The 26,830-nt window shown below is 71.9% G+C and carries 26 protein-coding genes; 7 read left to right on the top strand and 19 right to left on the bottom strand.

The window, feature by feature from the left end; all coding sequences use genetic code 11:
• Positions 1–31 precede the first annotated feature (31 nt).
• The 3 genes from ACYVP9_RS18585 to ACYVP9_RS18575 are packed head-to-tail and all read left to right on the top strand — an operon-like array spanning position 32 to position 3,869.
• The gene (locus tag ACYVP9_RS18585) at positions 32–844 is read left to right on the top strand and encodes a biotin--[acetyl-CoA-carboxylase] ligase (protein WP_460606427.1); all 813 of its coding nucleotides are present in this window, start codon (positions 32–34) and stop codon (positions 842–844) included.
• A 51-nt stretch (positions 845–895) separates the two neighbouring features.
• Positions 896–3,259: a putative bifunctional diguanylate cyclase/phosphodiesterase gene (locus ACYVP9_RS18580; RefSeq protein ID WP_460606426.1), complete on the top strand. Its 2,364-nt coding sequence runs from the start codon at positions 896–898 to the stop codon at positions 3,257–3,259.
• 46 nt (positions 3,260–3,305) lie between these two features.
• Positions 3,306–3,869 (top strand): YdbT family protein, encoded by a 564-nt coding sequence (locus ACYVP9_RS18575; RefSeq protein ID WP_460606424.1) that lies wholly within the window; start codon positions 3,306–3,308, stop codon positions 3,867–3,869.
• Positions 3,870–3,893: 24 nt separating this feature from the next.
• Here ACYVP9_RS18575 and ACYVP9_RS18570 read toward each other — a convergent pair whose 3' ends face one another.
• The 13 genes from ACYVP9_RS18570 to ACYVP9_RS18510 form a co-directional block, all read right to left on the bottom strand.
• Positions 3,894–4,580 carry a hypothetical protein gene (locus ACYVP9_RS18570; RefSeq protein ID WP_460606423.1) on the bottom strand — a complete coding sequence of 229 codons (687 nt, stop codon included), beginning with the start codon at positions 4,578–4,580 and terminating at the stop codon, positions 3,894–3,896.
• Between the two features lies 1 nt (position 4,581).
• Entirely contained in the window at positions 4,582–5,355 is a 774-nt protein-coding gene (locus tag ACYVP9_RS18565) for a PilN domain-containing protein (protein WP_460606422.1), read from the bottom strand.
• Entirely contained in the window at positions 5,355–6,431 is a 1,077-nt protein-coding gene (gene pilM / locus ACYVP9_RS18560; RefSeq protein ID WP_460606421.1) for a type IV pilus assembly protein PilM, read from the bottom strand. The genes ACYVP9_RS18565 and pilM (ACYVP9_RS18560) overlap by 1 nt, the downstream gene beginning before the upstream one ends.
• Before the next feature lie 14 nt (positions 6,432–6,445).
• A complete protein-coding gene (locus ACYVP9_RS18555; protein WP_460606419.1) occupies positions 6,446–6,895 on the bottom strand; it encodes a prepilin peptidase in 450 nt (149 codons plus the stop codon).
• Complete coding sequence (locus ACYVP9_RS18550; RefSeq protein WP_460606418.1) at positions 6,892–8,883, bottom strand: hypothetical protein; 1,992 nt, start codon at positions 8,881–8,883, stop codon at positions 6,892–6,894. The genes ACYVP9_RS18555 and ACYVP9_RS18550 overlap by 4 nt, the downstream gene beginning before the upstream one ends.
• Positions 8,880–9,536, bottom strand: a complete 657-nt coding sequence (locus ACYVP9_RS18545) for a pilus assembly FimT family protein (protein WP_460606417.1) — start codon at positions 9,534–9,536, stop codon at positions 8,880–8,882. Before ACYVP9_RS18545 ends, ACYVP9_RS18550 begins: the two co-directional genes overlap by 4 nt.
• Positions 9,530–9,991: a type IV pilus modification PilV family protein gene (locus ACYVP9_RS18540; RefSeq protein WP_460606415.1), complete on the bottom strand. Its 462-nt coding sequence runs from the start codon at positions 9,989–9,991 to the stop codon at positions 9,530–9,532. Before ACYVP9_RS18540 ends, ACYVP9_RS18545 begins: the two co-directional genes overlap by 7 nt.
• Positions 9,992–10,008: 17 nt before the next feature.
• Positions 10,009–11,160 carry a hypothetical protein gene (locus ACYVP9_RS18535; RefSeq protein WP_460606414.1) on the bottom strand — a complete coding sequence of 384 codons (1,152 nt, stop codon included), beginning with the start codon at positions 11,158–11,160 and terminating at the stop codon, positions 10,009–10,011.
• Between the two features lie 362 nt (positions 11,161–11,522).
• Positions 11,523–12,221: a hypothetical protein gene (locus ACYVP9_RS18530; protein ID WP_460606413.1), complete on the bottom strand. Its 699-nt coding sequence runs from the start codon at positions 12,219–12,221 to the stop codon at positions 11,523–11,525.
• Complete coding sequence (locus tag ACYVP9_RS18525) at positions 12,221–12,925, bottom strand: PilN domain-containing protein (RefSeq protein WP_460606412.1); 705 nt, start codon at positions 12,923–12,925, stop codon at positions 12,221–12,223. Before ACYVP9_RS18525 ends, ACYVP9_RS18530 begins: the two co-directional genes overlap by 1 nt.
• A complete protein-coding gene (pilM, locus tag ACYVP9_RS18520) occupies positions 12,922–13,956 on the bottom strand; it encodes a type IV pilus assembly protein PilM (RefSeq protein ID WP_460606411.1) in 1,035 nt (344 codons plus the stop codon). Before pilM (ACYVP9_RS18520) ends, ACYVP9_RS18525 begins: the two co-directional genes overlap by 4 nt.
• 32 nt (positions 13,957–13,988) lie before the next feature.
• A complete protein-coding gene (locus ACYVP9_RS18515; protein ID WP_460606410.1) occupies positions 13,989–16,793 on the bottom strand; it encodes a hypothetical protein in 2,805 nt (934 codons plus the stop codon).
• Entirely contained in the window at positions 16,790–17,602 is an 813-nt protein-coding gene (locus ACYVP9_RS18510) for a hypothetical protein (RefSeq protein ID WP_460606408.1), read from the bottom strand. Before ACYVP9_RS18510 ends, ACYVP9_RS18515 begins: the two co-directional genes overlap by 4 nt.
• 93 nt (positions 17,603–17,695) lie before the next feature.
• Between ACYVP9_RS18510 and ACYVP9_RS18505 the strand changes: the two genes are divergently transcribed.
• Positions 17,696–18,202 carry a hypothetical protein gene (locus tag ACYVP9_RS18505; protein WP_460606407.1) on the top strand — a complete coding sequence of 169 codons (507 nt, stop codon included), beginning with the start codon at positions 17,696–17,698 and terminating at the stop codon, positions 18,200–18,202.
• Positions 18,203–18,539: 337 nt separating this feature from the next.
• Here the strand turns inward: ACYVP9_RS18505 and ACYVP9_RS18500 are convergent, their stop codons facing one another.
• The 4 genes from ACYVP9_RS18500 to ACYVP9_RS18485 form a co-directional block, all read right to left on the bottom strand.
• Positions 18,540–18,977 (bottom strand): prepilin-type N-terminal cleavage/methylation domain-containing protein, encoded by a 438-nt coding sequence (locus ACYVP9_RS18500; RefSeq protein ID WP_460606406.1) that lies wholly within the window; start codon positions 18,975–18,977, stop codon positions 18,540–18,542.
• Between the two features lie 124 nt (positions 18,978–19,101).
• Positions 19,102–20,346, bottom strand: coding sequence for a type II secretion system F family protein (locus ACYVP9_RS18495; RefSeq protein WP_460606405.1), 1,245 nt, complete (start codon positions 20,344–20,346; stop codon positions 19,102–19,104).
• Entirely contained in the window at positions 20,343–21,614 is a 1,272-nt protein-coding gene (locus tag ACYVP9_RS18490; RefSeq protein ID WP_460606404.1) for a type IV pilus twitching motility protein PilT, read from the bottom strand. Before ACYVP9_RS18490 ends, ACYVP9_RS18495 begins: the two co-directional genes overlap by 4 nt.
• A 258-nt stretch (positions 21,615–21,872) precedes the next feature.
• The gene (locus ACYVP9_RS18485) at positions 21,873–22,244 is read right to left on the bottom strand and encodes an ArsR/SmtB family transcription factor (protein ID WP_460606403.1); all 372 of its coding nucleotides are present in this window, start codon (positions 22,242–22,244) and stop codon (positions 21,873–21,875) included.
• A gap of 131 nt (positions 22,245–22,375) precedes the next feature.
• Here ACYVP9_RS18485 and ACYVP9_RS18480 point away from each other — a divergent pair, with 131 nt between their 5' ends.
• Complete coding sequence (locus ACYVP9_RS18480) at positions 22,376–22,855, top strand: DUF5313 family protein (RefSeq protein WP_460606402.1); 480 nt, start codon at positions 22,376–22,378, stop codon at positions 22,853–22,855.
• A 37-nt stretch (positions 22,856–22,892) separates the two neighbouring features.
• On the opposite strand, the gene ACYVP9_RS18475 is transcribed toward ACYVP9_RS18480, so the two are convergent.
• Both ACYVP9_RS18475 and ACYVP9_RS18470 read right to left on the bottom strand, forming a co-directional pair.
• The gene (locus ACYVP9_RS18475) at positions 22,893–24,560 is read right to left on the bottom strand and encodes a GspE/PulE family protein (RefSeq protein ID WP_460606401.1); all 1,668 of its coding nucleotides are present in this window, start codon (positions 24,558–24,560) and stop codon (positions 22,893–22,895) included.
• Between the two features lie 94 nt (positions 24,561–24,654).
• Complete coding sequence (locus ACYVP9_RS18470; protein ID WP_460606400.1) at positions 24,655–25,086, bottom strand: CBS domain-containing protein; 432 nt, start codon at positions 25,084–25,086, stop codon at positions 24,655–24,657.
• A gap of 123 nt (positions 25,087–25,209) precedes the next feature.
• Between ACYVP9_RS18470 and ACYVP9_RS18465 the strand changes: the two genes are divergently transcribed.
• Together ACYVP9_RS18465 and ACYVP9_RS18460 are read left to right on the top strand one after the other, a co-directional pair.
• On the top strand, positions 25,210–25,725 hold the full coding sequence (locus ACYVP9_RS18465) for a SigE family RNA polymerase sigma factor (RefSeq protein ID WP_460606399.1): 516 nt from the start codon (positions 25,210–25,212) through the stop codon (positions 25,723–25,725).
• Positions 25,722–26,825 (top strand): hypothetical protein, encoded by a 1,104-nt coding sequence (locus ACYVP9_RS18460; RefSeq protein WP_460606397.1) that lies wholly within the window; start codon positions 25,722–25,724, stop codon positions 26,823–26,825. The genes ACYVP9_RS18465 and ACYVP9_RS18460 overlap by 4 nt, the downstream gene beginning before the upstream one ends.
• Positions 26,826–26,830: the final 5 nt, after the last annotated feature.

The following is a 26,830-nucleotide window of genomic DNA, read 5'->3' as shown; positions in this document are numbered from 1 at the left end:
AGGACCACCGGACCGCCGCTAGGTTGTGGGTGTGGAACGTCCCACGCTCGATCACGCGAGGCTGGTCGCGGCCCTCGGCGCGCGCTGGCCCCAGGTCGAGGTCGTGTCCGACACCGGCTCGACCAACGCCGACCTCGCCGCCCGGGCCGCCTCCCTCCCCGACCGCACGCTGCTCGCGGCCGAGCACCAGAGCGCGGGCCGCGGCCGCTACGACCGGGTGTGGCAGTCGCCGCCCGGCGCGGGCCTGACGTTCTCGGTCCTCGTCCGGCCGGCGGTGCCGCTGGCCCGGTGGGGCTGGCTGCCGCTGCTGACGGGTGTCGCGGTGGCCGAGGCGGTCGACGGGTGGGCCAGTCTCAGCGGCACCGGGAGCACGGTGGCGCTCAAGTGGCCCAACGACCTGCTCGCCGGCGGCCGCAAGCTCGCCGGCATCCTCGCCCAGACCGCCGACGACAGCGCCGTGATCGGCGTCGGGCTCAACGTCTCGACCACCGCGGACGAGCTGCCCGTCGACACCGCCACCTCGCTCGCGCTGGTTGGTGCCGATCCCGACGTGGTCGCCGACCGCACCGGCCTGCTGGTCGCAGTGGCCGAGCGGCTGGACGCCCGCGTCGCCCAGTGGGACGACCACCAGGGCGACGCCGAGGCGTGCGGCCTCGCCGCGGCGTACCGGCAGCGGTGCGCCACGCTCGGCCGGACCGTCCGGGTGACCCTCGGCGGCGGCACGACGCTCGAGGGCGAGGCCCGCACGGTCGACGCCGACGGGCACCTGGTGGTCGTGCCGGCGGACGGTCCCGAGCAGGTCGTCCCGGCCGGCGACGTGGAGCACCTGCGCCCCGCCGGCTGATCGGCACCGCCCGGCCCTCAAGTTCCGGGCGCGGCCGCCGATGCCAGGTTCGTGGTAGGTCTTCCGGAGGAGCGCGCGCGGCGTCACGCCGTCGTCGTGATCGCCGTCGTCGTCGTCGCCCTCGGGGTGATGCTGCGGTGGCGGCCCCTGGAACCGCACGCCATGCGCGGTTTCGACGACCTGAGCCAGTCGGCCTCGGCGTTCGTCGGAGCCGGGTTCTGCTGGTGGCGGGCACGACACGTGATCGGTCGGCTGCGCCTGTCGTGGTTGCTGTTCGGTGCCGCCCCGGCCTTCTGGGGCGCCGGCGAGGCGGTCTGGTCGTACTACGAGATCTCCGGCCGCCGCGAGCTGCCGTTCCCGTCGCTGGCCGACGCCGGCTTCCTGATGTTCCCCCTGCTCGCCCTTCCGGCGTTGCTGCTGCGGGCCTCGCTGCCGACCGCGAAGCGGCTGCGGTTCGTGCTCGACGGGGTCATGGTCGCCGCCTCGCTCGTCTGCCTGGGCTGGGCGACGAACCTCGGTGTGACCTATCACGAGGGCCGCGGCTCGGCGTTCACGTTCACCGTGAGCCTCGCCTACCCCGCCTTCGACATCCTCATGCTGGCCGTGGCGGTCAGCGTGATCGTCTACGCCCGCGACCGGGTCGTCGTCCCGTTCGTCGCCGGCTCGCTCGTCGCCATGAGCGTCGCCGATGCGTCCTTCACCTACCTCACCGCGACCGGCCAGTACGGCACCGGGACGCTGACCGATCTCGGCTGGCACGCGGCGTTCCTCGGCCTCGCCGGTGCGGCGTGGTGCGAGAGCCGCGCCGCGACACGGGCGTCGCACCTCGAACCCGAACGCGACGCCGCCGTGCCGTCGTTGTTCGCGCTGCTGCTGCCGTACGCGATCGTGCTGAGCGGCACCACCGCGACCGTCGTCTCGTACGTCGACGGCACGGCGGCGCCGGCGACGCTCGCCATCCAGGGCGTCGGGCTCGTCGCGTTGCTGCTGCGCCAGTGGCTGACCGTCCGTGACAACCGCCAGCTGCTGCTGGACGTCATGGCCAAGCAGGCCGAGTTGCGCTTCCGCGCCTTCCACGACGGGCTGACCGGGCTGGCGAACCGGGCGCTGTTCCACGACCGCCTCACGCACGCGTTGGCGCTGCGCGAGCGCGATCAGCGCGGCGTCACGGTGGTCTTCTGCGACCTCGACGACTTCAAGCTCGTCAACGACTCCCTCGGCCACGGCGCCGGTGACGAGCTGCTGCGCGTGATCGGGCAGCGGCTGCGCGAGAACACCCGCGAGAGCGACACCGTCGCCCGGCTCGGGGGCGACGAGTTCGCGCTGCTGTGCGAGTACGACGTCGACACCCCGGCCATGGCGGCGCGATTGCTGTCGGTGCTGCGCGAGCCCGTGACCATCGCGGGCCGCACGATGCGCCTCACCGCCAGCATCGGCACCACCCAGCTGCGCGGCGACGACCCCACCCCGGGCAACGAGGTGCTGCTCAAGCGGGCCGACCGGGCCATGTACGCGGCCAAGCAGCTGGGCAAGTCGGCGGCGGTCGCGTTCGACCCGTCCGCCGATTCGGCGTCGGACGAGAGCCGCGGGTCGGAGTTCGACCTGCGGATGGCGCTGCTCGACGACATCCGCGAGGGCTGCATCGACGTGGCGCTGCAGCCGATCGTCCGCCACGACGGCAGCGTGATCGGCTTCGAGGCGCTGGCCCGCTGGACGTACGAGGGCGTGCCGGTGCCACCGGACCGCTTCGTTCCGGTGGCCGACCGCGCCGGCGCGCTCATGGACCTGGACCTGCTGGTCGCCGGACGGGCCTTCGACCTGGTCGCCGCGCGCGGCGGCGACCTCACCGTCGCGGTCAACCTCGGCCTGTCGACCCTGCGGCAGCCGGGCCTGGTCGAGCGGGTGACCGACCTCGTCGCCGAGTCGGGCCTCGACGTCGGCCGCATCCTCGTCGAGGTACCCGAGACCGATCAGGACCCGGGCGGCGCGGTGTTCGAGACGCTCGAGCGGCTGCGCATGCTGGGACTGCGCATCGCCATCGACGACTTCGGCACCGGGTTCTCCAACCTCGCGCGGGTGAGCCGCCTGGTGCCCGACGTGATCAAGCTGGACAAGTCGCTGATCGCGCAGCTGGGCGACACGGCGGCGCCGGTACGCGTCGAGCCCGCGACCCGCATCGTGGCCTCGCTCATCGCCCTCGCCCACGAGCTCGGCGCGACCGTCGTCGCCGAGGGGGTCGAGGAGCCCGCCCAGCACGCGATGCTCACCGCCCTGGGGTGCGACGGCATGCAGGGTTACCTGCTCGGCCGTCCGACCGTCGCCGAGCGCATCGTGGCCGTGATCCCCGATGCCGCCCCTGATTCCGTCACGGCGGGCGCCGCCGGCCGGACGCCGGACCTGACGGCCGTCGCCTGAACCGATAGCCTCCCGGCACACCCGTCCGTCTCGAAGGGCGTTCGCCGTGGGATATCCCGAGAAGCTGCTCGCCGACGACGAACGCGTCGTCGAACACCTGCACCCGCACTGGATCACGCTGGTCCCGGCGACGTTGTGGTTCCTGGTCGTCTGCGCCGCCGCGGGCGTCGGCATCGCCTACGCGCCCGACGAGGGCGCCGGCCGCCTCGCGGTCCTGGTCGCCATCGGCGTCGTCGGCATCGTGCTGCTGTGCTGGCTGTCGTTCGCGCCGTGGATCCGCTGGCGCACGACGCACTACGTGTTCACCACGCACCGCGTGCTCATCCGGCGCGGCGTGCTGCACCACACCGGCCGGGACATCTCGCTGCAGCGCATCAGCGACGTCGCGTTCAGCCAGTCGCTCTGGGACCGCATGGTGCGCGCCGGCACGCTCACGATCGAGTCCGCGGGCGAGCACGGGCAGGAGACGCTCGAGGACGTCCCCCGCTCCGACCAGGTGCAGCAGATGATGAACCGGCTCATCGAGGAGGACGCCGACCGCCGGGCCCGCAACGCCTACGGCGGCGGCCCGGGGTACGGGCAGGGCGGACGGGACGACTACCAGCGCTGAGCGGCGGCTCCCGGACGGTCGGTCCTACCGACCGGCCGCCTGCGACAGCTGAGATCCCTCCGCGGCGGACGCCGGTGCGACGAACGCCTGCATCGTCAGCTGCAGTGAGGTCGCGCCGCGGCCGGTGGTCGCCTCCGCGCCGCCGAGCGTCAGCTGCGTGACCAGCACCGCACGCGGCTGGTTGCGCTGCAGCGCGTCGAGGAACGCCTCGAGCTGGGCGGGTGTGCCGTTGGCCTGGGCCGAGATGCTGAGCGCGTAGACGCCCGCCGCCGGTCCGGCGGCCGGCGACACGGGCGCGGCGGACGGCGCCGTGCCCGCAGGGGCCGCCGCACCGGCGGCGACCGAGGTGACGTCCGTCGGCGTGCCCACGCTCAGCGTGACCACGTCGACGCCCGTCCGTCCGCCGAGCGACTGCAGGGTGCGCAGCAGGTCGGGCACGCCGCTGGTGCCGGGCAGCGCCTGCTGCGCGGCGGCGAGCGCGGCACGCACCGACGTCATGCGCCGGCTCTCACCGGCGAGCTGCCGGATGCGTGTCCGCAGCGTGTCGTTGTCGACCTGCACCGACGCCGCCCGCGCGTTCACGTCGTCGGTCTCCGAGCGCTGCGGCGAGATGAACAGCAGCCAGCCGACGAGCGTCAGCAGCAGCCCGGCGACCAGCCCGGCGACCAGCCAGGTGCGTTCGCGCGACGGCGCGGGGAGCGTGGTGGCCATGTCAGTTGCCCTTCGTGCAGGTCGGGGCGCCGGTGCCCGTCGCGTACCGGCCGCCCAGGGCGTCGGTCGTGACGAGCACGCGGAGGGTGAAGGCGGTGCGTCCCTCGGCGGTGGCGACGTTGGTGGGATACGGCGCGGCGAGGCCCTTCACACCGGCGAGCCGGTCGGCGTACGCGGCGACGGCGCGCTTGTCGGGGGCGGTGCCGGTGATGGTCATCGGCCCGACGACGGTGCAGCCGCTGCGGTTCAGCACCTGCTGTCCGGTGCCGCCGGCGCTGTCGGGGTCGCTGCCGGTCACCGGTGTGGTCAGGGTGCCCGCGACCTGCGTGAGGGCGACGCCCGCGGGGGCCTGCTGCCGCAACGTGGTCAGCATGCCGCGCCACGGCAGGTCGCCTACCATGAGCCGGCGCAGCTGCTGCTCGATGGCGGTGGTGGTCGCCTTCGCCCGCACGAGCGGCGCGTACTTCTGCGTCTGGGCGCTCAGAGCGCTGCGTTCCCGTTGCGCGGCCGCGAGGTGCTCGTCCGCCGTGTGCGTCTGCCACCACGAGAAGCCGTACGCCAGCGTGAGAACGGCCACGAGCGCCGCGAGTCCCGACAGCACCCGCCGGCGCATGGCGTCCGTCCGTCGCCCCGCGACGATCTCGCGCGGCAGCAGGTTGGCGCGCACGGCGACGAAGCGCAGCGGGCCGGCGGACGGGTCGGGGGCGGGGGCCGGCCGGGCGGCGGGACGCCGCGCGGCGTTCGCGGACGGGGGTCGGTCGTCGACGACGGACATCACGCTGCTCCCAATGTGAGGCCGATGGAGACGGCCGCGGCGGAACGGAACCGGCCGAGCTGGTCGGCGGCGGGGCCGTCCGGGCGCTGGGCCTTCTTGGGTCGGTTCACCCGCTGCAGCGGGTCGCTGAGGAAGGCGGGGACGCCGAGGTCGCGGGTCAGCTGGTCGGTCAGGCCGGGCAACAGCGATGCCCCGCCGACCAGCGCGACGCGCACGACCCGTTCGGACGGGTTCGCGGACGAGAAGTAGCTGAACGAGCCGCGCAGCTCGGTCACGAGCGGGCGCAGCGCCTCGGCGACGACGGCGGCGCTCTCGGACAGGTCGGTGCCCTCGGCGGTCTGCGCGGCGCCCGCCGGCAGCGGCCGCAGCCCGTGACGTCGTTTGACGAGTTCGGCGTCGGCGAGGCCGATGCCGAGTCGCGACGCGAGCAGCCGGGTGATCTCGTTGCCGCCGCGGGGGATCGTCCGCACGATCTTCGGTGTGCCGTCGGTGTGGACGACGACGGTGGTGACGTCGGACCCGAGGTCGACGACGGCCTCGGTGTCGTGCGCCAGGTGCGCGCACGCCCGCAGCACCGCGAAGCACGCGAGGTCGACCTGGGCGACGTGCAGCCCGGCCTGCTCGACGGCCTTGACCACGCTGATCACCGCGTCCTTCGGCGCTGCGATCACCAGCCCGTGCACGGTGTCCTCGGCGGTGGCGGCGTCCTCGAGCGGGTAGAAGTCGAGCGTCACCTCGTCGACCGGCAACGGCAGCACGTCCTTGACCAGGTAGGGCAGGGCCTGGCGCAGCTCCTTCGCCGGCAGGTTGGTGACGTCGACCTCGCGCACGACGACCTGGGAGTGGGTCACGCCGAGCACGACGTTGCGCGTGCCGAAGTCCTGCTCGGCCCACAGCTGCCGCAGTGCCGTGGCCACGGCGCGCTCGTCCTTCACGAGCCCGTCGGCGACGGCGCCGTCGGGCAGCGACACCTGGCCGAAGCGCGAGACGGTCGGACGGTCCTTGCCGGTCGTCGCCTCGACCGCGCGGATGGTCGAGGAACCGACGTCGAGTCCGACGAGCGTGGTGGCGGGCATGGCGGTCTCCGGGATCAGGCGGACAGCAGGGGGACGGGGACGAGCAGGACGGCGATGACCACGGCGGACGTCGCCACGAAGCGCGGGGGCAGGCGTTGCCCGTCCGCGGTGACGAGGGCGAGCGTGACGCCGACCGCCGCGAGCACGAGGAGCCCGGGCAGTGCGGCGGAGAGGCCGACGAGCAGGGTGAGGGCGCCGAACAGGACGCCGGTCGCGGCCTCGACGAGCGGGTAGCGGGCGCTGATCGGCAGCGCGCACGACGCGCAGCGTCCGCGCAGCACGAGCCAGCCGAGCACGGGCACGTTGTGCCGGCCCTTGATGCCGGCGTCGCAGCGGGGGCAGTGCGACGGCGGCGAGACCACCGATTCGCCGCGCGGCACCCGGTGGATCACGACGTTGAGGAACGAGCCGACGAGCAGGCCGAGCAGGGTGGTGAGCGCGGCGACGAACCAGAGGGGGATCACGGCGTGCCTCCCGTTGCGATGCTCAGCACCAGCCACGGCGAGCTGAGCGGGTTTCCGGTGTCGAGCACGGGCACGTACGGCAGGCCGGCGTCGGTGTAGCTCACGTAGTCGATCTGCAGCCGGTACCCGGACGCCGCACGCGCCGCGGTGGTGGCGGCGGGCGTCTCCCACAGCTGTCCGACCGCGCCGCGGTGGTTCTGGTACACCCCGCCGCGGACGGTCAGGGTGCCGCGGGCGGTGCCCCGGTTGGCGTTGTCCGTGCGCAGCGAGCCCTGCAACGCCATCACCGCGGCGTCGAGCTCGACGTCCCGCGCCGGGCGCACGTCGACGTACTGCCTGGCCGGGTGGGCGGCGGCGAGCGTCCCGTCGGCGTTGAGCACGGTGCCGCTGTCGACGGTCGCGTAGAGGCCGGTGGCGTCGTCGTTGCACCAGCCCGGCGTCGTCGCCTTTGACGTCGCGCAGCCGACGGGGTGGTAGATGCGGACGTCGCCGGTGGCCACGAGCGCGATCGCGGCACCGGACGTCCACGACTTCTCCCCGCCGACCGTGGCGGTGGTCGAGGTCGTCGTGACGTCGCCCGTCGCGACCACGTCGCCGCTCGTGACGATGCTGAGCCGGCCGCCGGTCAGCCGGCCCTGCACGTAGGCGTCGCCGGCCGTGGCCGAGTAGGGGGTGACGTCGTCGGCGCCGGTGAGGTTGTCGACGCCGAGCGCGGTGGGCACCCGTCCGGTGATCGTCGAGCCGGTCGCGTCCTGCACCTGGATGGTCGTACGGCGCACCGGCACGGTGAACGTCGACCCGGTGCGGGCGACGCAGCTGCTGGACGTCAGCGGGCTGGTCACGATGGCGGTGGTGCCGCTGAGCACGATGCCGGTCGGCCCGGTGAACACGCAGGCGGTGCGCGGCGATGCGGTCGACGGCAGCGTGATGCTGCCGGGCAGCGACTGCACCGGCTGCGCGACGCCGTTCTTCGTCACGCTCGGCACGCCGCCCAGCACCGTGTCGCTGCGGTACAGCGCGGCCGGTGCCGCGGGGGCGCTGCCGGTGGTCCAGCCGGTCGACAGGGCGGGCAGCGTCTCGCCCGACGGCACCGCGAACGCGGGGCCGGCCGTCGACCCGTACTCGCCGTAGCTGATGCGCAGCGCGTCGTGCGAGTAGACCGGGCCGGTGAACGCCATGCCCTTGCTGAAGCTGACCTCGCAGGGCACGTCCCGCGACACCGCGGTGCGGTCGTTGGTGACCTGCTGCGCGGGTGACTGCGTCGACCCGTCCTCGCGGAAGTCGGTGCCGTCGTCGAGCGCGGTGCGCAGCGCGGCGAGGCCGGCGCGGCCCTGCTGTCCGTCGTCGTAGTACGCGCGGTCGCAGATCGCGTCCGTCCACCCGTTGGCCTGGACGCCCGACGTGCCGTTCCAGGTCACCCGCGACCCGACCGGCAGGCCCATCGCCTGCGCCACCGCGGTGTCGGTGATCTTGATCGTCCGGGCGGGGTAGTAGCCGTCGAGGAAGCGGGTGCCGAGAGTCTCGTAGTTGGAGAAGTAGGCGAAGCGCAGCACGCTGGGCACGCCCGACACGTCGGCGGTGAGGGTGCGGCTCACGTCGCCCACGGTTCCGGTCGAGACGATGCGGACGACCCCGTCGTTGTCGTTGACGTAGTCCTCGGGGTTGACCGCGCGGGCGGTGTAGCGCTGGTCGTTGCTCGTGCCGGTCACGGGGCCGGCGTCCGACAGCCAGTCGCAGCTCTGGATCGACAGCGTGCGACAGCGCGCGTTGAGGTGGGCGACGAAGTCCTCGATGCCCGACCGCGCCGCGGTGAGCGCGCCGGCGGTGTCCTGGCTGCGTTTGGCCGGCCCGATCTGGCCGACGGTGACGGTCAGCATCGATGCGGTGCCGATGAGCACCAGCGTGGTCACGAACAGCACGTAGATCAGCGCGAAACCGTCGTCGTCGTCGTCGGCGGGGCGGCGACGGGCCGCCGGCAGCCGGTTCACGTCCCGCTCCCGGGCAGCGCGACGCTCGTGCCGTAGGTCTGGGCGGAATCGCCGTGCGGCGTGAGCACGAAGGCGAAGTCGACCCGCGCGACGGAGTCGAGTTCCGCGGCGGTGAGCCCGGTGCACTTCGGCGTGTTGCCGCCCGACGAGAGCAGTGACCCGTCCGCCCGGTGGAACGAGAACAGGCACGGCCCCTGCGCACGCGGGGACGACTCGGCCGGCACCAGCACCAGGCGGTCCTCGCTGTCGGCGCGGGTGATCACCTGCACGAGGTCGCCGGTCGCGTCGTCGATACCGAGCGTCACCTCGGTGGCGGCAGCGGTCGTGCACGAGGTCGCGCACGACGACGGCTTGCTGTTCAGCTGCGCCAGGAATTTGATGGTGTCGCTGTCGACCGCGAGCTCCCGTCCGCCCGGCGTCGCGACGGGTGACATCACGCCGAGCATCGACGACCACGTGTCGACCGCGGTGCGGGCGCGGGCGGTGTCGATGCTCGACTCGGTCGTCCGGCCGGTCGCCGTCGTCGAGCCGACCATCCAGCCGAGCGCCATGGCGCCGACGATCGACATCAGCGTCATCGTCACGATGAGTTCGGTCAGGCTGACGCCGGCGTCCGGGGTTTCGCGCCGGATCCGCCGGACCCGGCTCAACATGCGAGCACCGAGTCGAGGCGGACGGAACGCCCGCTGCCGGGGACGGCCACCCGGACGGTCACCAGCACCTTCTGGACGGCGGTGCCGGACGGCGCCGCGGACGGTGCCGGGCACGGGCTGCCACCGGGGGCCGGGGACACCGAGCGGGTCACCGCGTAGGTCTTGCTGCCGCGGGTCACCGACGTGCTGGACGGGAGCCCGGACAGGGCGGTACGCGGCATCGCGCCCGCCCGCTCGACCTCCTGGCGCGCGATCTGCGTCGCGGCCACCCGGTCGCCGGTGTCGTTCTCACTGCGGATGCCCGTGACGACGGCCATCGTCCCGGCCGCGGCCACCATCACGAAGATGGTGAGGGCGACCAGCGCCTCGACGAGCGTGAAACCGCCGTCCGAGTCGGTGGGGTGGAGAACACGACCGAGGCGGCCCGCACGGGTCGGTTCGGGGCGGGACGACATGGGGCCTCCTCTCGTTCTCAGATGACGGTGACGGGGACGTAACCCGGTGCGAGACCGCCTGCGGTCGCGGTCGCATAGGCGAGCTGCAGGGAGGCGAGGTTCGGTTGGGTGCCGCCGACGGTCACGCCGACCGACGTCAGGCCGCCGAGCAGTCCGAGCAGGCCCGACACGCCCAGGTTCAGCGATGCGGTGAGGCCGACACCGACGGCCAGGCCCCACGCCGAGCTCTGCCCGCCGTTGTTCGACACGACGGCGCCCGGCCCGAGGGTGACGACGAGCGTGGCCGTCGTGCCGGTGTCGGTCGTGGTTCCGCCGAGCAGCGAGCCGAGGGCCGAGAGGGTCGTGCCGAGCAGCGTGAGCAGCTGGGTGAGACCGAGATCGATCTTCACCGTCAGCAGGTTCTGGTTCAGGGTGGCGGTCACGCCCGGCACCACCGGCAACGCCGTGCTGCCCACCACGGTGTTGCCGACCTTGGCGAGCGTCGACCCGTTCGCGACGCTGACGGTGAGCGCGCCCCCGAACAGCGACCCGCCGGTGAGGGACCGGTCGGCCGTGCAGGTCGTCGTCGTGCAGGTGGCACGGGCGTCGGCGACCCCGAGATCGCCGAGAGTGATGCCGAGCAGCTGCAGTTGCAGGTTCGCGGCGCGGGAGGCCGCGACCCATCCCGCGCCGTCGCCGGTGGCGTAGCCCTGCACGGTCCCGGTGCCGAGAACGGCGAGCGGCGGCGCGCTCACGGCGGGAACCAGGGGTCCGTAGCAGTTCGTCGCCGACCACCCGCGTTGCCCGCACGTCGGGTAGCCCGAGGTGGGACGCGGTTGCCGCGTGGTCCCGCTCGAGGCCTGCAGGCCGGCGCCGGTGAGTCCCGCGGCCAGCGCGGCGGAGAGCCTGCCGGGAAGTTGCGTCAGGGGCACCGCGAGGGCGGAGTTGACGGGGGCGACCAGGGAACTGAGCAGGCCGCCGCTCGTCACGACGGTGATCGAGCCGGTCGTGGCCTGCGCGGCGCGGGCCGAGGCGGAACCCTGGCCCGGTGCCGAACCCGCGCGGGCGTCCGGAGCCGTGGGGGTCAGGCTGCCCGCGATCACCGCCGCGGCGACGGCCAGCGCACCGAACCCGACGCGGCTGCGGTGGCGCAGCGGCGGGGCGGCGAGGTGGGGACGCGGTGGGGACACGACCTGGCCTTCTGGTGACGACGCGGACGATGCTGAGCGGGCCCCCCGGCTTCACATGAAACTAACGCCTACCCGTTCCTCGGGAAAGCTAACGTCGATTTAATGTTCGCTTCCGGGACGCCCGGGAGGGTGGGCTCTTCGCATCGCGTACGGCGAACCGGTGCCGCGGCGCGCTCCCGCCCGTCGGCCCCCCAACGGGTCGTGAGTCGGCAACCGCGGCACCGGTCCGCGCTAGGACCCGGCCGTCCCGAGGTGGGGCCGGCCGATCCGTCCGACGCCGCGCACGGTGCGGGCCCCCCGGCCGTCTGCCGTGCGTGCGTCGGTGACACCCCGTGTCCCGACGGGGTGGTTCGTGACCGGGGCTAGGGCCCGGTGGAGGACGGTGCCGCTGTCGGTGCCGCCGTCGGTGCCGCTGTCGGTGCCGTTGTCGCGGGAGGTGCGACGAACGCCTGCATCGTCACCTGCAGGGTGCTGCGTGCCCCCGGCCTGTCGCTGTCGCTGCCGCGCGTGATCTTCGAGATCAGCACTGCACGGGGTTGCCCGGTCTGCAGCTTGGCCAGGAACCTGCTGAGCGCGATCGGCACGCCGCTCACGGACGCCGTGATCGGGATGGTGAAGACCCCGCCGGCTGCCGCCGCCGGCTCGCCGCCGCCGGAACCGGGCTGTGTCCCCGGCGCGGCCGAGGTCGGGGCAGCGCCCGCGGCCGGTGTGACCGGGGTGGGTGACTCGACGTTCACGGCCGTCACGGTGGTCGACGTCGCCGTCGCGATGGCCTGCAGGTTGCGCAGGAAGGCCGACATGTCAGTGGTCTCCGGCAGTGCCGCCTGCGCGGCCCGCAGGTCGGCGGCGTAGCGCGCGACCTTCGCGCGGTCGTCGTCCAGGTCGAGGATGCGTCCCTGCAACACGGTGTTCTGCAGCTGCGCGTCCGCGAGTTGTCCCTCTCGGTCGGCGGTCTCGTCCTGCTGCGGGGAGATCAGGAGGAACCAGCCCACGGCCGCGACGACGAGCGACAGCAGCGCCGCTCCGACGATCCAGGTGCGCTCCGCGCGGTCGCGAGCCATCACTTTCCTCCGGAGAAGCGGCCGCCGAGCACGGCCTTGGTGAGCGACACGGTGAGCGTGTAGTCGGTGTGTCGACCCTGGGCGGTGACGCTGCCCGGATCGACCTGGGCGACGCCCGCGACCTTCTGCAGTGCGTCGAGGAAGCGCGAGACCGCGCGGTAGTCGGGCGCGGTGCCCGACAGCCCGATGGTCGCGACGATCTGTTGCCCACCCGGGTTGTAGGAACCCGCCGCGGGTGGCGCGCCGGCGCCGGTCGGGTCGACGACCTCGCCGTCGACCTGGTTGACGACGAGGCCCGTGGGCGCCACGGCGACGAGTCGCGCCAGCACCGTGCTCCACGGCAGGTCACCGGTCATGACGGCGCCCAGCTGCGTGCGCAACGCGGCCGTCCGGCCCTGCATGCGCACGATGTCGTCGTACCCGCCGATCTGCTTGGTCAGCTGCTGCGTGCGCTGCTGCTCGGCGGCCAGGGCGTCGTCACTCTGCGACGTCTGCTGCTGCGCCCACACGTATGCCAGCGCCGTCAGCACCAGGACAAGGCTGACGACGAAGGCCAGGCGGCGCTTCAACCACCCCAGTCGGCGGCGGGCGACGAGGGACGGCGGGAGCAGGTTCGCCGACACCGTGGCCACCGGCGCGGGGGCCGGACCGGCGACGGTCTCCAACGGCACGGTGCGGTCGCCCCGCACCTGCAGGCTGGTCATGCCGCTGCGCCCAGCGTCAGACCGACGGAGACGGCGACGGCGGACCGCTGCGCGGACAGCTCGTCCGAGCCGCGGGAGCGACGGGCATAACCCACGTACTGCAACGGATTGCCCACGACGGTGGGCACTCCCAGCGCGCGGCCGAGCTCGTCCGCGAAACCGGGCAGCCGAGCGGCGCCGCCGACGATGCTGACCCGCTCGACGGGTTCGGTACGACTGCCGTGCCAGTACCCCAGCGAGCTGCGGATCTCCGAGATGAGCGGACGGACGCCGTCGCCGATGGCGTCGGTGACGTCGGGGTCCGGGTGCGGGAGCAGGCCGTGACTTCGCTTGAGTTCCTCGGCTTCGGGGACGCGCAGGCCGAGACGTCGGCACATCAGCGAGGTGAGGTCGTCGCCGCCGCGCGGGATGGTGCGCACCAGCTGCGGCACACCCCGGTGGTGCATGACGAACATGGTCGTGTCGGCGCCGAGGTCGATCACCGCTTCGGCGCCGTCGCGGCAGCCGGCGACCGCGCGCAGCAGGGCGAAGCAGGCGAGGTCGACCTTCGCGACGTGCAGGCCGGCTTTCTCGACGGCGTCGACGGCATGCGTGACGGCCTCGCGGGGAGCCGCGGCCAGCAGGCCGCGCACGGTGTCCTTGCCGCTCTTCGCGTCGGCGTCCTCGAGCGGGATGAAGTCGAGCACGGCCTCGTCGACGGCCAGCGGCATCGCCTCGCGGGCGAGGTGCGGCAGCGCCTGGCGCAGCTGGTCGGCGGGAAGCCGGGGCACCTCGAGTTCACGGACGACGACCTGCTGATGCGTGACCGCGAGGGCGAGGCCCTTGCCGCCGAGCATCTTGCGCCCGCGCAACTGCTTGAGCGCGGCGACGACGGCCTTGCCGTCCTTCACGACCCCGCCGACGACGGCGCCGGCGGGCAACGGCACCTGCTCGAAGCGCTCGACCATGGTCCGTGTCCTGGTACGTCTGACCTCGACGGCGCGCACGTGGGTGGCGCCGATGTCGAGACCCGCGGTGAGGGGGGCGGCCATCACGGGTTCCTTTCGCTGGTGGGGGCTGGGGGCTATCCGGCGGACAGGCTGACGACGTTCCAAGGGCGGACGTCGTTGCCGCTCGTGCTGGGCGGCACGTACGGCAGTTCCGCGCGTTGCAGGTCGACGTAGGTGTAGGTGAGCGTGGTGCCGCTGAGGTTGCTGGTTCCCGACACGACGCCGTTGCCGCCACGGTGCGACTGGTAGATGCCGCCGTTGACGATCAGCTTTCCGATCGCGTCGCCGCGGTTGTAGTTGTCGGTGCCGAACGAGCCCGACAGCGCGAAGACGGCGGCCTCGATGGTGCGGTCACCGTTGGGCAGCATGTTGACGTACTGCTCGGCCGGGTGCGCGGACGTGTACGCGCCGTTGCTGATCATGCTGTTGTTCGAGGAGTTGAGGCCGGTGATGTCGTTGGGGCACCACCCGGCGCTCGTGTTGTCGATGTCGGTGGCGGCCTGGTCGAGGCACCGCACGGGGTGGTAGTTGCGAACGTCGTCGCCCGCCGCGATGGACACCGCGTCGGTCGCGCCCGTGTACCCGGTCGGGTTCACGATGTTGCCGGTGACGACCACGTCGTTGTCGGCGACCAGGCTGACCTTGCCCCTGTTGGCGCCCTCGACGTAGAGGTCGCCGGGCTGCCGCGTGCCGGTGCTGCCCACGGGCGTGGACCCGGTGTCGCCCACGCCGCTGTTGTACTGCGTGACGTCCTGCTCGTCGGGGAAGTAGCTCGCGCCGCTCGCCTGCTTGCTGATCGCCCAATCGGTGCGCGTGACGGTGAAGGTGAACTGCGGGACGTTGCCGCCCCACGTCCGCGTCGTCGAGTTGTAGGTCTGTCGGTACACGGTGACGGTGAGGGGAGTGTTCGTCGCCGTCTCCTGCGCCGGCGTACCGGAGAAGGAGAACAGCGGATCACCGGACGTCGGGTTGGCGGGGCTCGACCCGACGCTCTTGCTGGTGCCGGCCTTGGCGGTACCCGACAGCGCGAGCGCGATGTACTGGCGGTCGCCGTTGGAGGGCGACGGGTAGTTGTACGCCCGCCCGGCCGTGTTCGCCTGCTTGAGGCCGGTGGTGTTGAGCCAGGTGCCGATGCACGACGTCTGGTCGCTGATCGTCCCGGTCGAGCACTGGCCGCTGGTGAGCAGGTTCTTCACCGCATTGCGCAGCAGTGCGTACTGGTCCGTGGTCGGCTTGGTGGCGCCCGGGTTCGTCCGGCTGTACTCGCACTCGAACGTCAGCCGGTCTCTCGGGACGACCGTGCTGGGGCACTTGGTCGTCGCCGTGTTCGTGTACTGCGTCCATCCCTGCGTGATCGACTGGTTGCCGTCCGACGCCGAGCTCAGGTTCGTCCAGGCGCACGCCGCGTTCACGGCGGCGCTGTACGTCACCGAGGTGGTGCAGCCGTCCGGCGCGGCGCCGGTGCTGGGGTCCGGGGTCGCCGTCACGGCCGACGCGGGGTAGTAGAAGACCTCGTTGCCGGCCGCCGGCGTCTGGGTCGCCTTCACCGGCAGGGCAGGCCACCCGGTCGCAGGGGGCGCACCCAGGTTGCGGGCCACGATGGCGCCGCCGCCCGTGGTCGCGTAGTCGAGCCGGTACCGGAAGATGCCGGTCGTGGGCAGCGCCCCCGTCGGGTAGCAGCCCGCGTCGCTGTCCGGGTTCTTCGTCGTCGTGCCCGGGCTCGTGACGGTGGCTGTTCCGTCGCCGTTGAGCTTCACGCGCGTCGGGCCGGTGTAGACGCAGGCGTTCTCCGGCATGCCGTCGGTGCCGATCGACTTCGGCAGCACGAGGTCGTTGTTCGCGATGGCGGGCAGGTAGGACGACCGGGTCATCGTGTCGCCGCGGTAGTACCGGCCGACCGCGTCGAACGCGGGGTTGGTGTTGTCGCGGGTGTCGTCCTCGTAGCCCCACATGGTGTAGACGGGCTGGTTGAAGCGCGGCCCGGCGCCGTCCATGAGGAGGGCGTCGCGGCTGTAGGTCATGCCGTTCTGCGTCATCGAGGAACTGAAGACGAGATCGCAGCCGCCGACGCGGCTGGTGGGTGTGCCGCTGCTCGTGGTCGCGGACGAACCCAGGGTGCCGCTCTCGGCGAAGCGCGAGTTCGTGCTCGCCCGCCCGGGTGACGCCGGCGACTCCCAGTACCAGTGCTGGCCGCAGTTCGCAGCGGTCGAGGGGCCGCGCCAGTTCGCATAGCGCGGCACCGTCGTGCTGCCCCGGTAGCTCGACGACACGTTGTTGTACGTCGTCGAGTTCGTGAGGTAGACGCTGCGAGCCGGGTAGTAGCGCTGCAGGAACGACGGGGAGAGCGACTCGTAGTCGGTGTAGTAGCCGTAGGCCAGGATGCTCGGCCGCAGCGCGAGGTCGGCGACGACCGTCTTCCTGACGCCCTGGTACGACCCGGTGCTGCGCACGCGGAGGAAGCCCTCCGGGGTGAGCTTCTGGTCGATGGCCCACGAGAACGACTGCCCGTAACGCGTGAACGTGCCGGGCTGGCCGCCCGCAGTCTGCAGGGCAGGGCGCGGCCTGCCGATGGCGGCGAGGTTGTCGCTCGTCACGGGCCGGTTGGTCCCGTCCGGCAGCTGCGTCGCCGCGGGACAGACCCGGCTCTCGGAGCGGCACGACGGGAAGCTGACGAGATAGGCGATGGCGTCGTCGATGCCCGAGCGGGCGGCGATGTACGCGGCCGTCTGGTCCTGGCTGCGCTTGGCGCCCGTGATGCCCGGTTGCACCGTGATCATCACGGTGGTCAGCGTGATGAACACGACGGTCGACACCATGAGGGCGAAGACGAGGGCGAATCCGCCCTCCTCCTCGCGCAGACGCTGCAGGCGCGAGATCACGGGGTCACCCCCGCCGCGGATCCCGGCGTCACCGAGCCGTTGATGGCCACGCGGGTGGTGAGCCACTTGGCCGGCACGTACTGGGTCGACCCCGGTGTCCCTGTCGCGTCGTCGATCTTGAGTCGCACGAGCACCGAGGCGATCTGGCTCGGCGACGCGGTCGCGGGCACGCACGTGTCGCCGACATCGCGCGCCGACGTGCAATAGGTGAACAGCGGTTCCGTCCACGTTCCCGTCGGCGTGGGCTTTCGGCTGTTCGCGAGGCCGCGGACGAGGACGGTGGTCGAGGTGGGCGCGGTCGGGTAGTTGGCCGCGTAGTTGTACGGCGACGGGTACGGCCGGCCGGCGGTGCCGTAGACGGTGGTCGGTTTCCACACCCGCATGACCAGGTTGACCAGTTGCTGGTCGGCGGGCTTCCCTGCGGTGGAGGGGTCGGATTCGGCCTTGAAGCTGACGCGGACGGGCGGCGTCCGCGAGTCGGAGTACGCGCGGCTGCCGGTGTCCCGATTGCTGTAGAAGACGATCTCGCCCGGACCGTACGTTTCGAAGCGTCCGGTGGTGTAGAGCGGCAGGGCCTGGGGCGAATCGGCGGTGCGCAGATCGGATGCGATCTGGTTCAGCGCGACGCGCGCGGTGTCCGCGAGGGTGGCGTCGGTGGTCGTGATGGTCGACTGCTCCGACACGACGACGAACAGGCTCAGCCCGATGATCCCGGCGATGCCGGCGAGGGTGGAGCCCACGATGACGTCGGCCAGGCTCATGCCGGCGTCGCCGTGTTCACGCCGCAGCTGTCGCCACCGGGTCAACATGCGATCAGCGCCTTGAGCGTCACCGAGTTGCCGCGACCGGGCCAGCTCACCTGCGTGGTCACGACCATGAACTGCTTCGTGTTGTAGACCGGCGTGTCCGGGCACGGCAGCGTCGTCGCGCCGGCCGGTGCGGGCGTGCTCGACCCGGTGGCGGTCGCGGACGGGCTGGTGGTCGTGGAGCTGCTGGTGACCGCCGCGGACGTCGACGGGCTCGACTCGCACCCCGTCGGTGCCGGCGGGTTCGTCCGCGGGCTCGGCCGGAACGCGCTCGTCGACGGGGAGGTGGAGCCGCTGCCGGTGGGTGACCCGGCGCTCGAGGACGCGGTGCCGGAGGAGCCGGTGCCCGAGGGCGAACCGGTCCCCGACGAAGAACCCGTGCTGCTCGACGACGAACCCGGAGAGGCGCTGGTCGTCGGGCTGGCCGTCGCGCTGGTCGTCGGCGACGAAGCGGCCGTGGTGGGCACCGCGGTGCTGGATGCGGGCAGCGAGCTCGGCGTGGTCGTCGTGGCCGTGCTGGGCGTCAGGACGTCCGTCACGGTGCGGCGCACGGTGTACTTCGTGCCGTCGACCGTCACGGTGCAAAGCGAGTCGCGGGGGTAGTCGGGGTAGCGCAGCGCCTGCATCTCCTGCAGGTCCTGCTGCGCGATGTTGGCCGCCGCGAGGCGGTCGTCGGAGTTCTTGGCCGTCGTGGTCGTGGCCGCAAGAGCGGTCACGGTCGCGGCGGAGACCAGTCCGAGGATGACCAGCGACACCAGCGCCTCCACCGTGGTGAAGCCGTCGTCGTCTCGCCGATCGCTTCGACGGAGTCGGGGGAGGACCCGGTAGGGGCGCATGGGTCACCTCCATCGGAAGTCAGAGGAGCGTGTGGAGTTGGAAGGCAAGCGGCGGCGTCGGGCGGGACGTCCGCGAGGGACGTCCCGCCCGGTGCCGTGGCCTGTCAGGACTTGGCGATGTTGCCGGTCGAGCTGTCGTAGACGAACGTCGTGCCGTCGCCGTCCGAGCCGGTGATCGTGTAGGTGCTGCCGGTGAGCGCGTACGCGATCGACTTGGTGGTGTCGCTCGAGAGCGTCACCTTGTCGCTGGCGCACGCGGTCTCGGTGAACGCGCCGGTGGCGGTGAAGGTCTTCGACACCGGCATGGTGTTGTTGTTGTCCGCGTAGCACTGCTGCACGGCGGTGACGGCGTTGCGCACGTCCGCCTTGATGGACTTCTCCTTGGCGTTCTGCTGGTAGTTCAGGTACAGCGGGATCGCGATCGCGACCAGGACGCCGATGATGACGACGACGACCAGCAGCTCGATGAGGGTGAAGCCGCCCTCACCGTCCTCGCGCTGGGTCTTCAGGTCGTGGTACTTGCCGATCAGGGTGTCGAACATGGTGAGCCTCCGGGACTCTTGCGGGGGTTCGCCGGGCACGGGGTATGCCCGGGTGGTGCGCGGCCGGGGGAGGACCGCTCCGCGTCTGCGGGGGTTGACGCGGAAGTTGTGGAGTTGTGCGGTGCTACTTGATGTTCTGGTAGATCGTGAACATGGGCAGGTAGAGGCAGACGACCATCACGCCGACCATCGCGCCCATGACGACGACCATGAGCGGTTCGATGGCTGCGGTGAGTGATTCGGTGGCGGTCTCGACCTCGTGGTCGTAGAAGTCCGAGACCTTGTCGAGCATCGCGCTGATCTGGCCGGTCTCCTCGCCGACCTCGATCATCTGCACGACCATCTGCGGGAAGACCGGGTGCTCGGCGAGCGGGGCCGACATGGGCTGGCCCTGCTTGACCGCGTTGGCGACGTCGGTCATCGCGTTGCCGATGACGGCGTTGCCGGTGGTGCCGCCGACGACGTCGAGGGCCTGCATGACCGGTACTCCGACGGCGAGCAGGGTGCCGAGGTTGCGGGCGAAGCGGCTGATCGCGATCTTGGCGATGAGCGACCCGAACACCGGCACACGAAGCTTCAGCGCGTCGAACTTCAGCCGGAAGCTCGGGTCGGTCTTGAGCCTCCTGCGGAACAGCTTGGTGCCGAGCAGGACGATGCCGCCCACGAGCGGCAGCAGCCACAGTGCGTTGTGGCTCAGGGTCACCATCACCTGCGTCGGCATCGGGAGCTCGCCGCCGAGGTTCTTGAACATGTTCTCGAACACCGGGACGATGAAGAGCAGGACGCCGGTGATCATCAGCAGGCTGAAGCACACGACGATGACCGGGTACGTCATCGCCGACTTGATCTTGGCGCGGAGATTGGCGTCCTTCTCGAAGTTGTCCGCGAGCCGCTGCAGCGCCTGGTCGAGGAAGCCGCCGGTCTCGCCGGCCTTGATCATCGCGACCATGATCGGCGGGAAGATGGAGTCGTGCTTCGCCAGCGCGTTCGAGAGCGACGAGCCCGTCTCGATGTCGCGGCGCACGTCGCGCAGCGCGTTCGCGAGGGGCTTCTTCTCCGTCTGCTCCTCGAGGATGCTGAGCGAACGCAGCAGCGACAGGCCGGACGAGGCCATCGTCGCGAACTGGCGCGACATGACCGCGAGATCCTTCAGCCCGACGCGCTCGCCGAGCCCCGGGATCGAGATCTCGCGCTGCAGGCCGGTGCCGGTCTGCTGGATGAACAGCGGCGTGACGCCCTGCGTCTTGAGGTGCGCGGCGACACCGGCCTCGTCGCGGGCCTCGATGGTGCCCTTCGACCGCTTGCCCTTCAGGTCGACGGCCTCGTAGGCGTACTTCTTGTCCTTGGCGGTCTTGGTGGGGGCGCTCATCGCGACCGTCCTGCGAGTCGGCGGAATTCCTCGGGGGCGTGGCAGAGCGACAGCGCCTGGTCGTAGCCGACGGCGCCCTCGCGGACCCGCTCGGCCAGGTGGGCGTCGAACGTGAGCATCCCGTCGCCGCCGGAGGACTGCATGAACGAGGGGATCTGGTGGTTCTTGCCCTCGCGGATCAGGTTGCGGATCGCGGCGGTCGCGAACATGACCTCGCAGATCACGGTGCGGCCCGACCCGTCCGGGCGCTTCGCCAGCGCCTGCGTGACGATGCCCTGCAGGGCCGTCGACAGCTGCGCGCGGATCTCCTGCTGCTGGTGCGCGGGGAACATGTCGATGACCCGGTCGATGGTCTGCGCGGCCGACTGCGTGTGCAGCGTGGCGAGCACGAGGTGACCGGTCTCGGCGGCGGTGAGCGCGGTCGACACGGTCTCGAGGTCGCGCATCTCGCCGACCAGGATGATGTCGGGGTCCTGCCGCAGCACGTGCTTGAGCGCGTCGGCGAAGCCGTGGGTGTCGACGCCGAGCTCGCGCTGGTTGACCACGCACTTCTTGTGCTCGTGCATGAACTCGATCGGGTCCTCGATCGTCACGATGTGGTCGCGACGGGTGCGGTTCGCGAGGTCGAGCAGCGCGGCGAGCGTCGTGGTCTTGCCGGAGCCGGTCGGTCCGGTCACGAGGACGAGGCCGCGGGGCAGTTCGGCGAAGCGGGCGATCTGCTCGGGGATGCCGAGCTCGTGCAGCGCCTTGATGCCGTGCGGGATGCTGCGCATGACCGAGCCGAAGTGGTTGCGCTGCTGGAAGAGGTTGATGCGGAAGCGCGAGACGTCCTCGAGGCTGTAGGCCAGGTCGAACTCAAGGTCGGCCTCGAAGCGTGCCCACTGGTCGGCGTCGACGACGCTGCGGACGATCGCCTCGGTGTCGGCGGGCTCGAGCACCGCCCAGCCGGGCAGCGGGTTGAGGTCGCCGTGCAGTCGCATCATCGGCGGGACGCCGACGGTCAGGTGCAGGTCGGAGCCGCCGGCGCGCACGAGCGCCGTCAGCATCCGGTCGAGCGAGTCGCGGGCGTGCTCGCGGTCGACCCGGGCCGGCTCGGTGACGGCCGGGAATCCCGAGCCGGGACGAGGGGCGGACGACGCCGGTGCCGGGGTCGCGACCGGGTACGGCTCGGGCACGTAGCTGGGTGCCGGCACCGCCGGGGACAGGACCGATGCGGCCGTCGTCCAGCCGGCGACCGGGCCGGAGGCGTCGTAGCGAGGGGCGGTCACGACTCCTCCTTCCGTGTCAGCCGACGTGAACTAACACGGAACTTACTTACACCGATCTAACGTGCGCAAGGGGCTGACGCGAGAAATTCGGACGGGTTCCCGTGTTCGAACCCGTCCAAGGTCGGACGAGACCGGGCATAGCGGCGGGACTTTCGACTACGCCGAGTGGTCGAACGGCACATTGCGGGTTGCGCTGCGTGATCGGTAGTGGGGCCGTTCGCGACACCGAAAGCCGGTTCGCGACAGGGCGCGACCGCGTCAGCCCGCGGCCCGGGTCGCGGCGCCGGCCTGTGCCTCGAGTGCCCGCAGCGTGCTCACCTGATCGGTCAGCACGCCGGCCAGCACCTTTCGCGCCACCGCCATCAACTCGGCGATGGTGGGAGAGGCCAGCGAGTAGATGACCGAGTTGCCCTGCTTGCGGGTCACGACGACGCCCGCGCGTCGCAGGACCGCCAACTGCTGGGACATGTGCGAGGACTCGAGCCCGATTGCGGCCTGCAGCTCACCGACGGAACGATCGGCCTGGACCAGCAGTTCGAGGGCGCGGATCCGAGCCGGGTGGCCCAGGGTCTTGAACAGATCGGCCTTCACCGTGGCGAGCGACGGCGCCGCCTCGTCGTCCACCCCCATGGGAGCCCCCCTCGGAGTCCGCGTACGATCTGGTTATCTAATCAGATGACGAAGTTGTCAACTACGCGGTCGACGGGGCCGTGCGCGACCACGGGGGTCGGGCACGGCTGCGACGAGGACAGGGAGCAGCCGTGAGCCCGGCAGCATCCGACGATTCCGGCGCACCGACGGCGGGCCGCGCAGCCGACGATGCCGCACCCGCTCTCGTCGAGCGGCCCACCGTGCGCTGGCTCGCGTGGTACACGATCGGCGGATCGCTTCCCGAACGCTACTGGCCCTGGGTTCGGCGTGACATCACCTGCGCGACGTGGGCGGTGCGGGAGTTCGCCCGGTTCCTCGCCGTGCTCGGGCCGCTCTTCGTGGTCTATCTGCTGTTCGGGCCCGGCTCGGTGGCCCTGCGCGTTCTCTGCGGCACCACGTTCCTCGGCGGCGTGCTGCTGTACCTGTTCGTGAACATCCTGGTTCTCAACGACAAGCGTGCGGTGCGGGCCGGGATGCCGTCCGGTTCCGTGGCGCACGTCCGCGAGCGTCGCTCACGGGACAGCCATCGGCTGGCGGTGCAGGCCCGCAACGAACGCATCTACCAGCGGCGGCAGGCCCGGCGTCGGTGACACCCGCCCGCCGCGGGTGCCGATCGCGAGCGATCGGTCAGACGGCGACGCGCAGCACCTCGGCGACGGACGTGTCGCCCAGGGCGGCCTTGCGCAGACCGTCGTAGCGCAGCACCCACATGCCCTGATCGAGGGCGGTGCGCTGCAGGTCGTGCGCCGACTGCCGCTCGACGGCCTGGCGCTCGATCTCCTCGCTCACGGGCATGACCTCGTGGATCGCGATGCGTCCGCGGTAGCCGGTGTTCGCGCAGGAGCGGCAGCCGACCGGTCGCCAGAGCTTGTCCGGGGTGCCGAGCAGGCCTACCGGCCAGCCGGCGGCGCTGAGTTCGGCATGGGCCGGCACGTACGCCTCCTTGCACCACTGGCACAGCCGGCGGGCGAGGCGTTGCGCCATCACGCACTCGAGCGACGAGCCGACGAGGAACGGCTCGATGCCCATCTCGATGAGGCGGGTCAGGGCGGACGGTGCGTCGTTCGTGTGCAGCGTCGAGAGCACGAGGTGGCCGGTCAGTGACGCTTCCACGGCCAGTTGCGCGGTGGCGCGGTCGCGGATCTCGCCGATGAGCACGACGTCCGGGTCGGACCGCAGGATCGCCGGCAGCACCGCCGCGAAGGTCAGCCCGGCCTTGTGGTTCACCTGCACCTGGTTCACGCCGGGCAGCCGGTACTCGACCGGGTCCTCGACGGTGATGACGTTGACCTCCTTGGACGCGATCGCCGTCAGCGCCGCGTACAGGGTGGTCGACTTGCCGGAACCGGTGGGGCCGGTCACGAGCACCATGCCGTGCGGCTTGCGCAGGGCGTGGTCGAAGCGCTCGTAGTTGGCGTCGCTGAACCCGAGCCGGCGCAGGTCGAGATCGACCCCGCCGGTGTCGAGCACCCGCAGCACGAGCTTCTCGCCCCACACCGTGGGCAGCGTGGCGACGCGCAGGTCGACGCTGCGGCCACCGAGGTTCATGGTGATGCGCCCGTTCTGCGGCACCCGGCGCTCGGTAATGTCGACCGCGGCCATGATCTTCAACCGGCTGATCAGTGCCGACTGGGCGCTGCGGGGCACGGTGTCGATCTCGTGCAGCACGCCGTCGATGCGGAAGCGGATGCGCAGGTCGCCGTCCGTCGGCTCGATGTGCATGTCGGACGCGCGGTTGGTGATCGCCTGCTCGATCAGCGAGTTGACGTAGCGGACGATCGGCGCCTCGTCGGCGTCCGTCGCGACGACGACCTCGAGTGCATGTCCCTCGTCCTCATTCGACACCACCTCGTCGAGGTCGTTCTCGGCGCGCTGGTAGCGGTCGAGCACCTTGAGCAGCTCGTCGCGCGCGACGGCGACAGGGCGCACCCGCCGTCCGGTCGAGGCGCGGACGTCGTCGAGGGCGAGCACGTCACCGGGATCGGAGATCGCGACCACGAGCTCGTCGTCCTCGATCGCGATGGCCAGCACCCGGTGCCGGCGCGACAGGGCCAGCGGGATCGCCGACACCGCCGCAGGGTCGATCTGGTGGGTCGCGAGGTCGACGCTGGCGATGCCGTAGGCGTCGGCGAGCACGTCGGCCAGCTCGACCTCGGTGACGGTGCCCTGGTCGACGAGCACGTCGCGCAGCGGCCGTCCGGTGGAGTTCGCGGTCTCGACGGCGCGGACGATCGCGGACACGTCGTAGCCGCGCAGACGCAACGCGTCGAGCACAGGGCCGTGCGTCTCGTACATCTCACGCCGTCCAGGGTGGGGTTTCACCGGGCGGGGCAGGTCGCCGAACCGGGCTCGTGCCGACTATCGGCAGGTTGCCCGCCGCTGTGAGCACCTAACCGGAGATGTACTGCTCCAGCTGCACCCTGTCGTACTCGAGTTGCGCGATGCGGCCGGCGACGACGTCACCGATCGACACGATGCCCACCAGCTCGTCGTCGTCGACGACGGGCATGTGCCGCACCCGCCGCTCGGTCATCGTCGACGCGATCGACTCGACGTCGTCGGAGCTCGAGCAGGTCACGACGGTGGTCGTCATGATCGACGAGACCGGGGTGTCGAGCGCGGCCGCGCCGTCGGCGGCGAGACGGCGGACGACGTCGCGCTCGGAGACGATGCCGGCCACGCCGGAACCGTCGGCCACGACGAGGGCACCGACGTTGTGCTCGGCCAGCGCGGCCAGCAGACCCGACACCGGGTCCTCGGGGCTGATGGTGACGACGTGCCTGCCCGCCTTCTTGCGGTGCAGCAGGTCGGAGATGATCATCTGAGCTCTCCTCCGGTGCGCCGAACAGGGATGCCCAAGAGTGCCGTACCCGGGGCTGTCGCACCAGGGTCGGACGGGCGCAACGGTTCGAGTCGCCCACCGCGTCGTAGGAGGGTGCACGCGATGACGACGAAGCCGGCCGGGGCGGTGACCCTCGCCGGGTTCGCCCGCGCGTCCGGCCCCGACCTGCTGCGCTTCGCCTACCTGCTCGCCGGCGACCGCCACCGCGCGGAGGACCTGCTGCAGGAGGTACTGCTGGCCATGCACCGCCGGTTCGGCGACGGCGAGCTGCCCCTGGACAACCCCGTGGGCTATGCGAGACGGGCGCTGGCGAACCAGAACGTGTCGTGGTCGCGTCGCGGAGCGAGTTCCGAGGTGGTGACCGACGAGTTCGCGGCGTCCGACACCGCGGTGGCCGCCGACGATCCCGCCGACCGTGACGCGCTCTGGCACGCGCTGCGGCGGCTGCCCGTCCGCCACCGCACGGTGCTCGTCCTGCGCTACTACGCGGACGCGACCGACGACGACATCGCCCGCGTTCTCGACTGCCGGCGCGGCACCGTCCGCAGCCTGGCCTCGCGCGGGCTCGCCGCCCTGCGCGGCGACGACTCCCCCGACTTCACCGGAGGTGCCCGATGAGCATCGACCAGCACGACGATCTCGAGGCGCAGCTGCGCACGATGCTGCGCGAGCGGGCTCGTGACATCACGACCGTCCCGGAGCGCGTGTTCGCGTTCGAGCAGGAGGACGGACTCGCCGGGCCGCGGCGGTCGTGGCGACCCGGTCCGCGGCTGACCGCGGTGGCCGCGGCGGTGGTCGCGGTTCTCGCGGTCGCCGGGACGGTGCTCGCGGTCCGCGGCGGCGGGGACGATGGTGAGCCACCCGCGATCTCGTCCGCGCCGTCGCCGTCGGTGACGATCGTGCCGCAGGAGCAGGTCGTCCTCCGCGCGGCGGCGCTGTCGTGGGTCGGTCCCGCGTCGTTGCCGGCGTACACCGTCGACTGGCGTACGTCGTGGCCGGGCTTCCGTCAGATCGGGCTGTACCGCACTGTCGACGGCCCGCGGCGCCTCAACGGTGTCGACACCTACCGGACGCTCGTCACCGTGTACGACCCGGCCGCGTTCGACGCGGCCACGGTCGCCGGGTGGCGCACCGGGTCCGTGGACGGGACGAGCGTGCGTTTCGGTACCGCCCGCATCCCCGGCGACGACTCCCGCGAGACCGCCCGGACCCTGGCGTTCCGCGCGGCGTCCGGCCGGTGGGTGCTCGTACAGGGGCTCACCCCCGACGCCGAGCCCGATGCCGCGCTCGCGGCGGTGGCCCGTCTCGTGCGGCCGGATTCGACGGTGGTGCAGCGCGTCCCGTTCCGCCTGTCGTCCGCGCCCGGCCGCCTCAGGACGGAGCTGATGACGCTGGGCGGGAAGAGCGCCGATGCCCTGCACATCCGTCTCGGGTCGCGCATCGTCGGGCTCGAACTCGACGTGAGCGACTCCGTCCCGACCGGAGGTGCGGGGTACGTGCGGCGCCAGGTCGACGGCCGCACGGCCTGGGTCGACTACGAGCTCATGACGGCGAACGTGCAGGTGGCCGACGGTGTGGCCGTGACCGTCTCGTTGAGCACGTTCAACGGGTACGAGCCCTCGAGGACCGCCCTTCGCGCCCAGTTCGACCGCATCCTCGACGGCATCACGTGGGCGACGGGCCGGAATCGTCCGACTGCGGAGCAGGCGATCCCGTGAGCAGC

Source organism: Jatrophihabitans fulvus, from assembly GCF_054781375.1.
The sequence above is the reverse complement of the archived record's forward strand: the minus strand, read 5'-3'. Positions and strand labels throughout refer to the sequence as shown.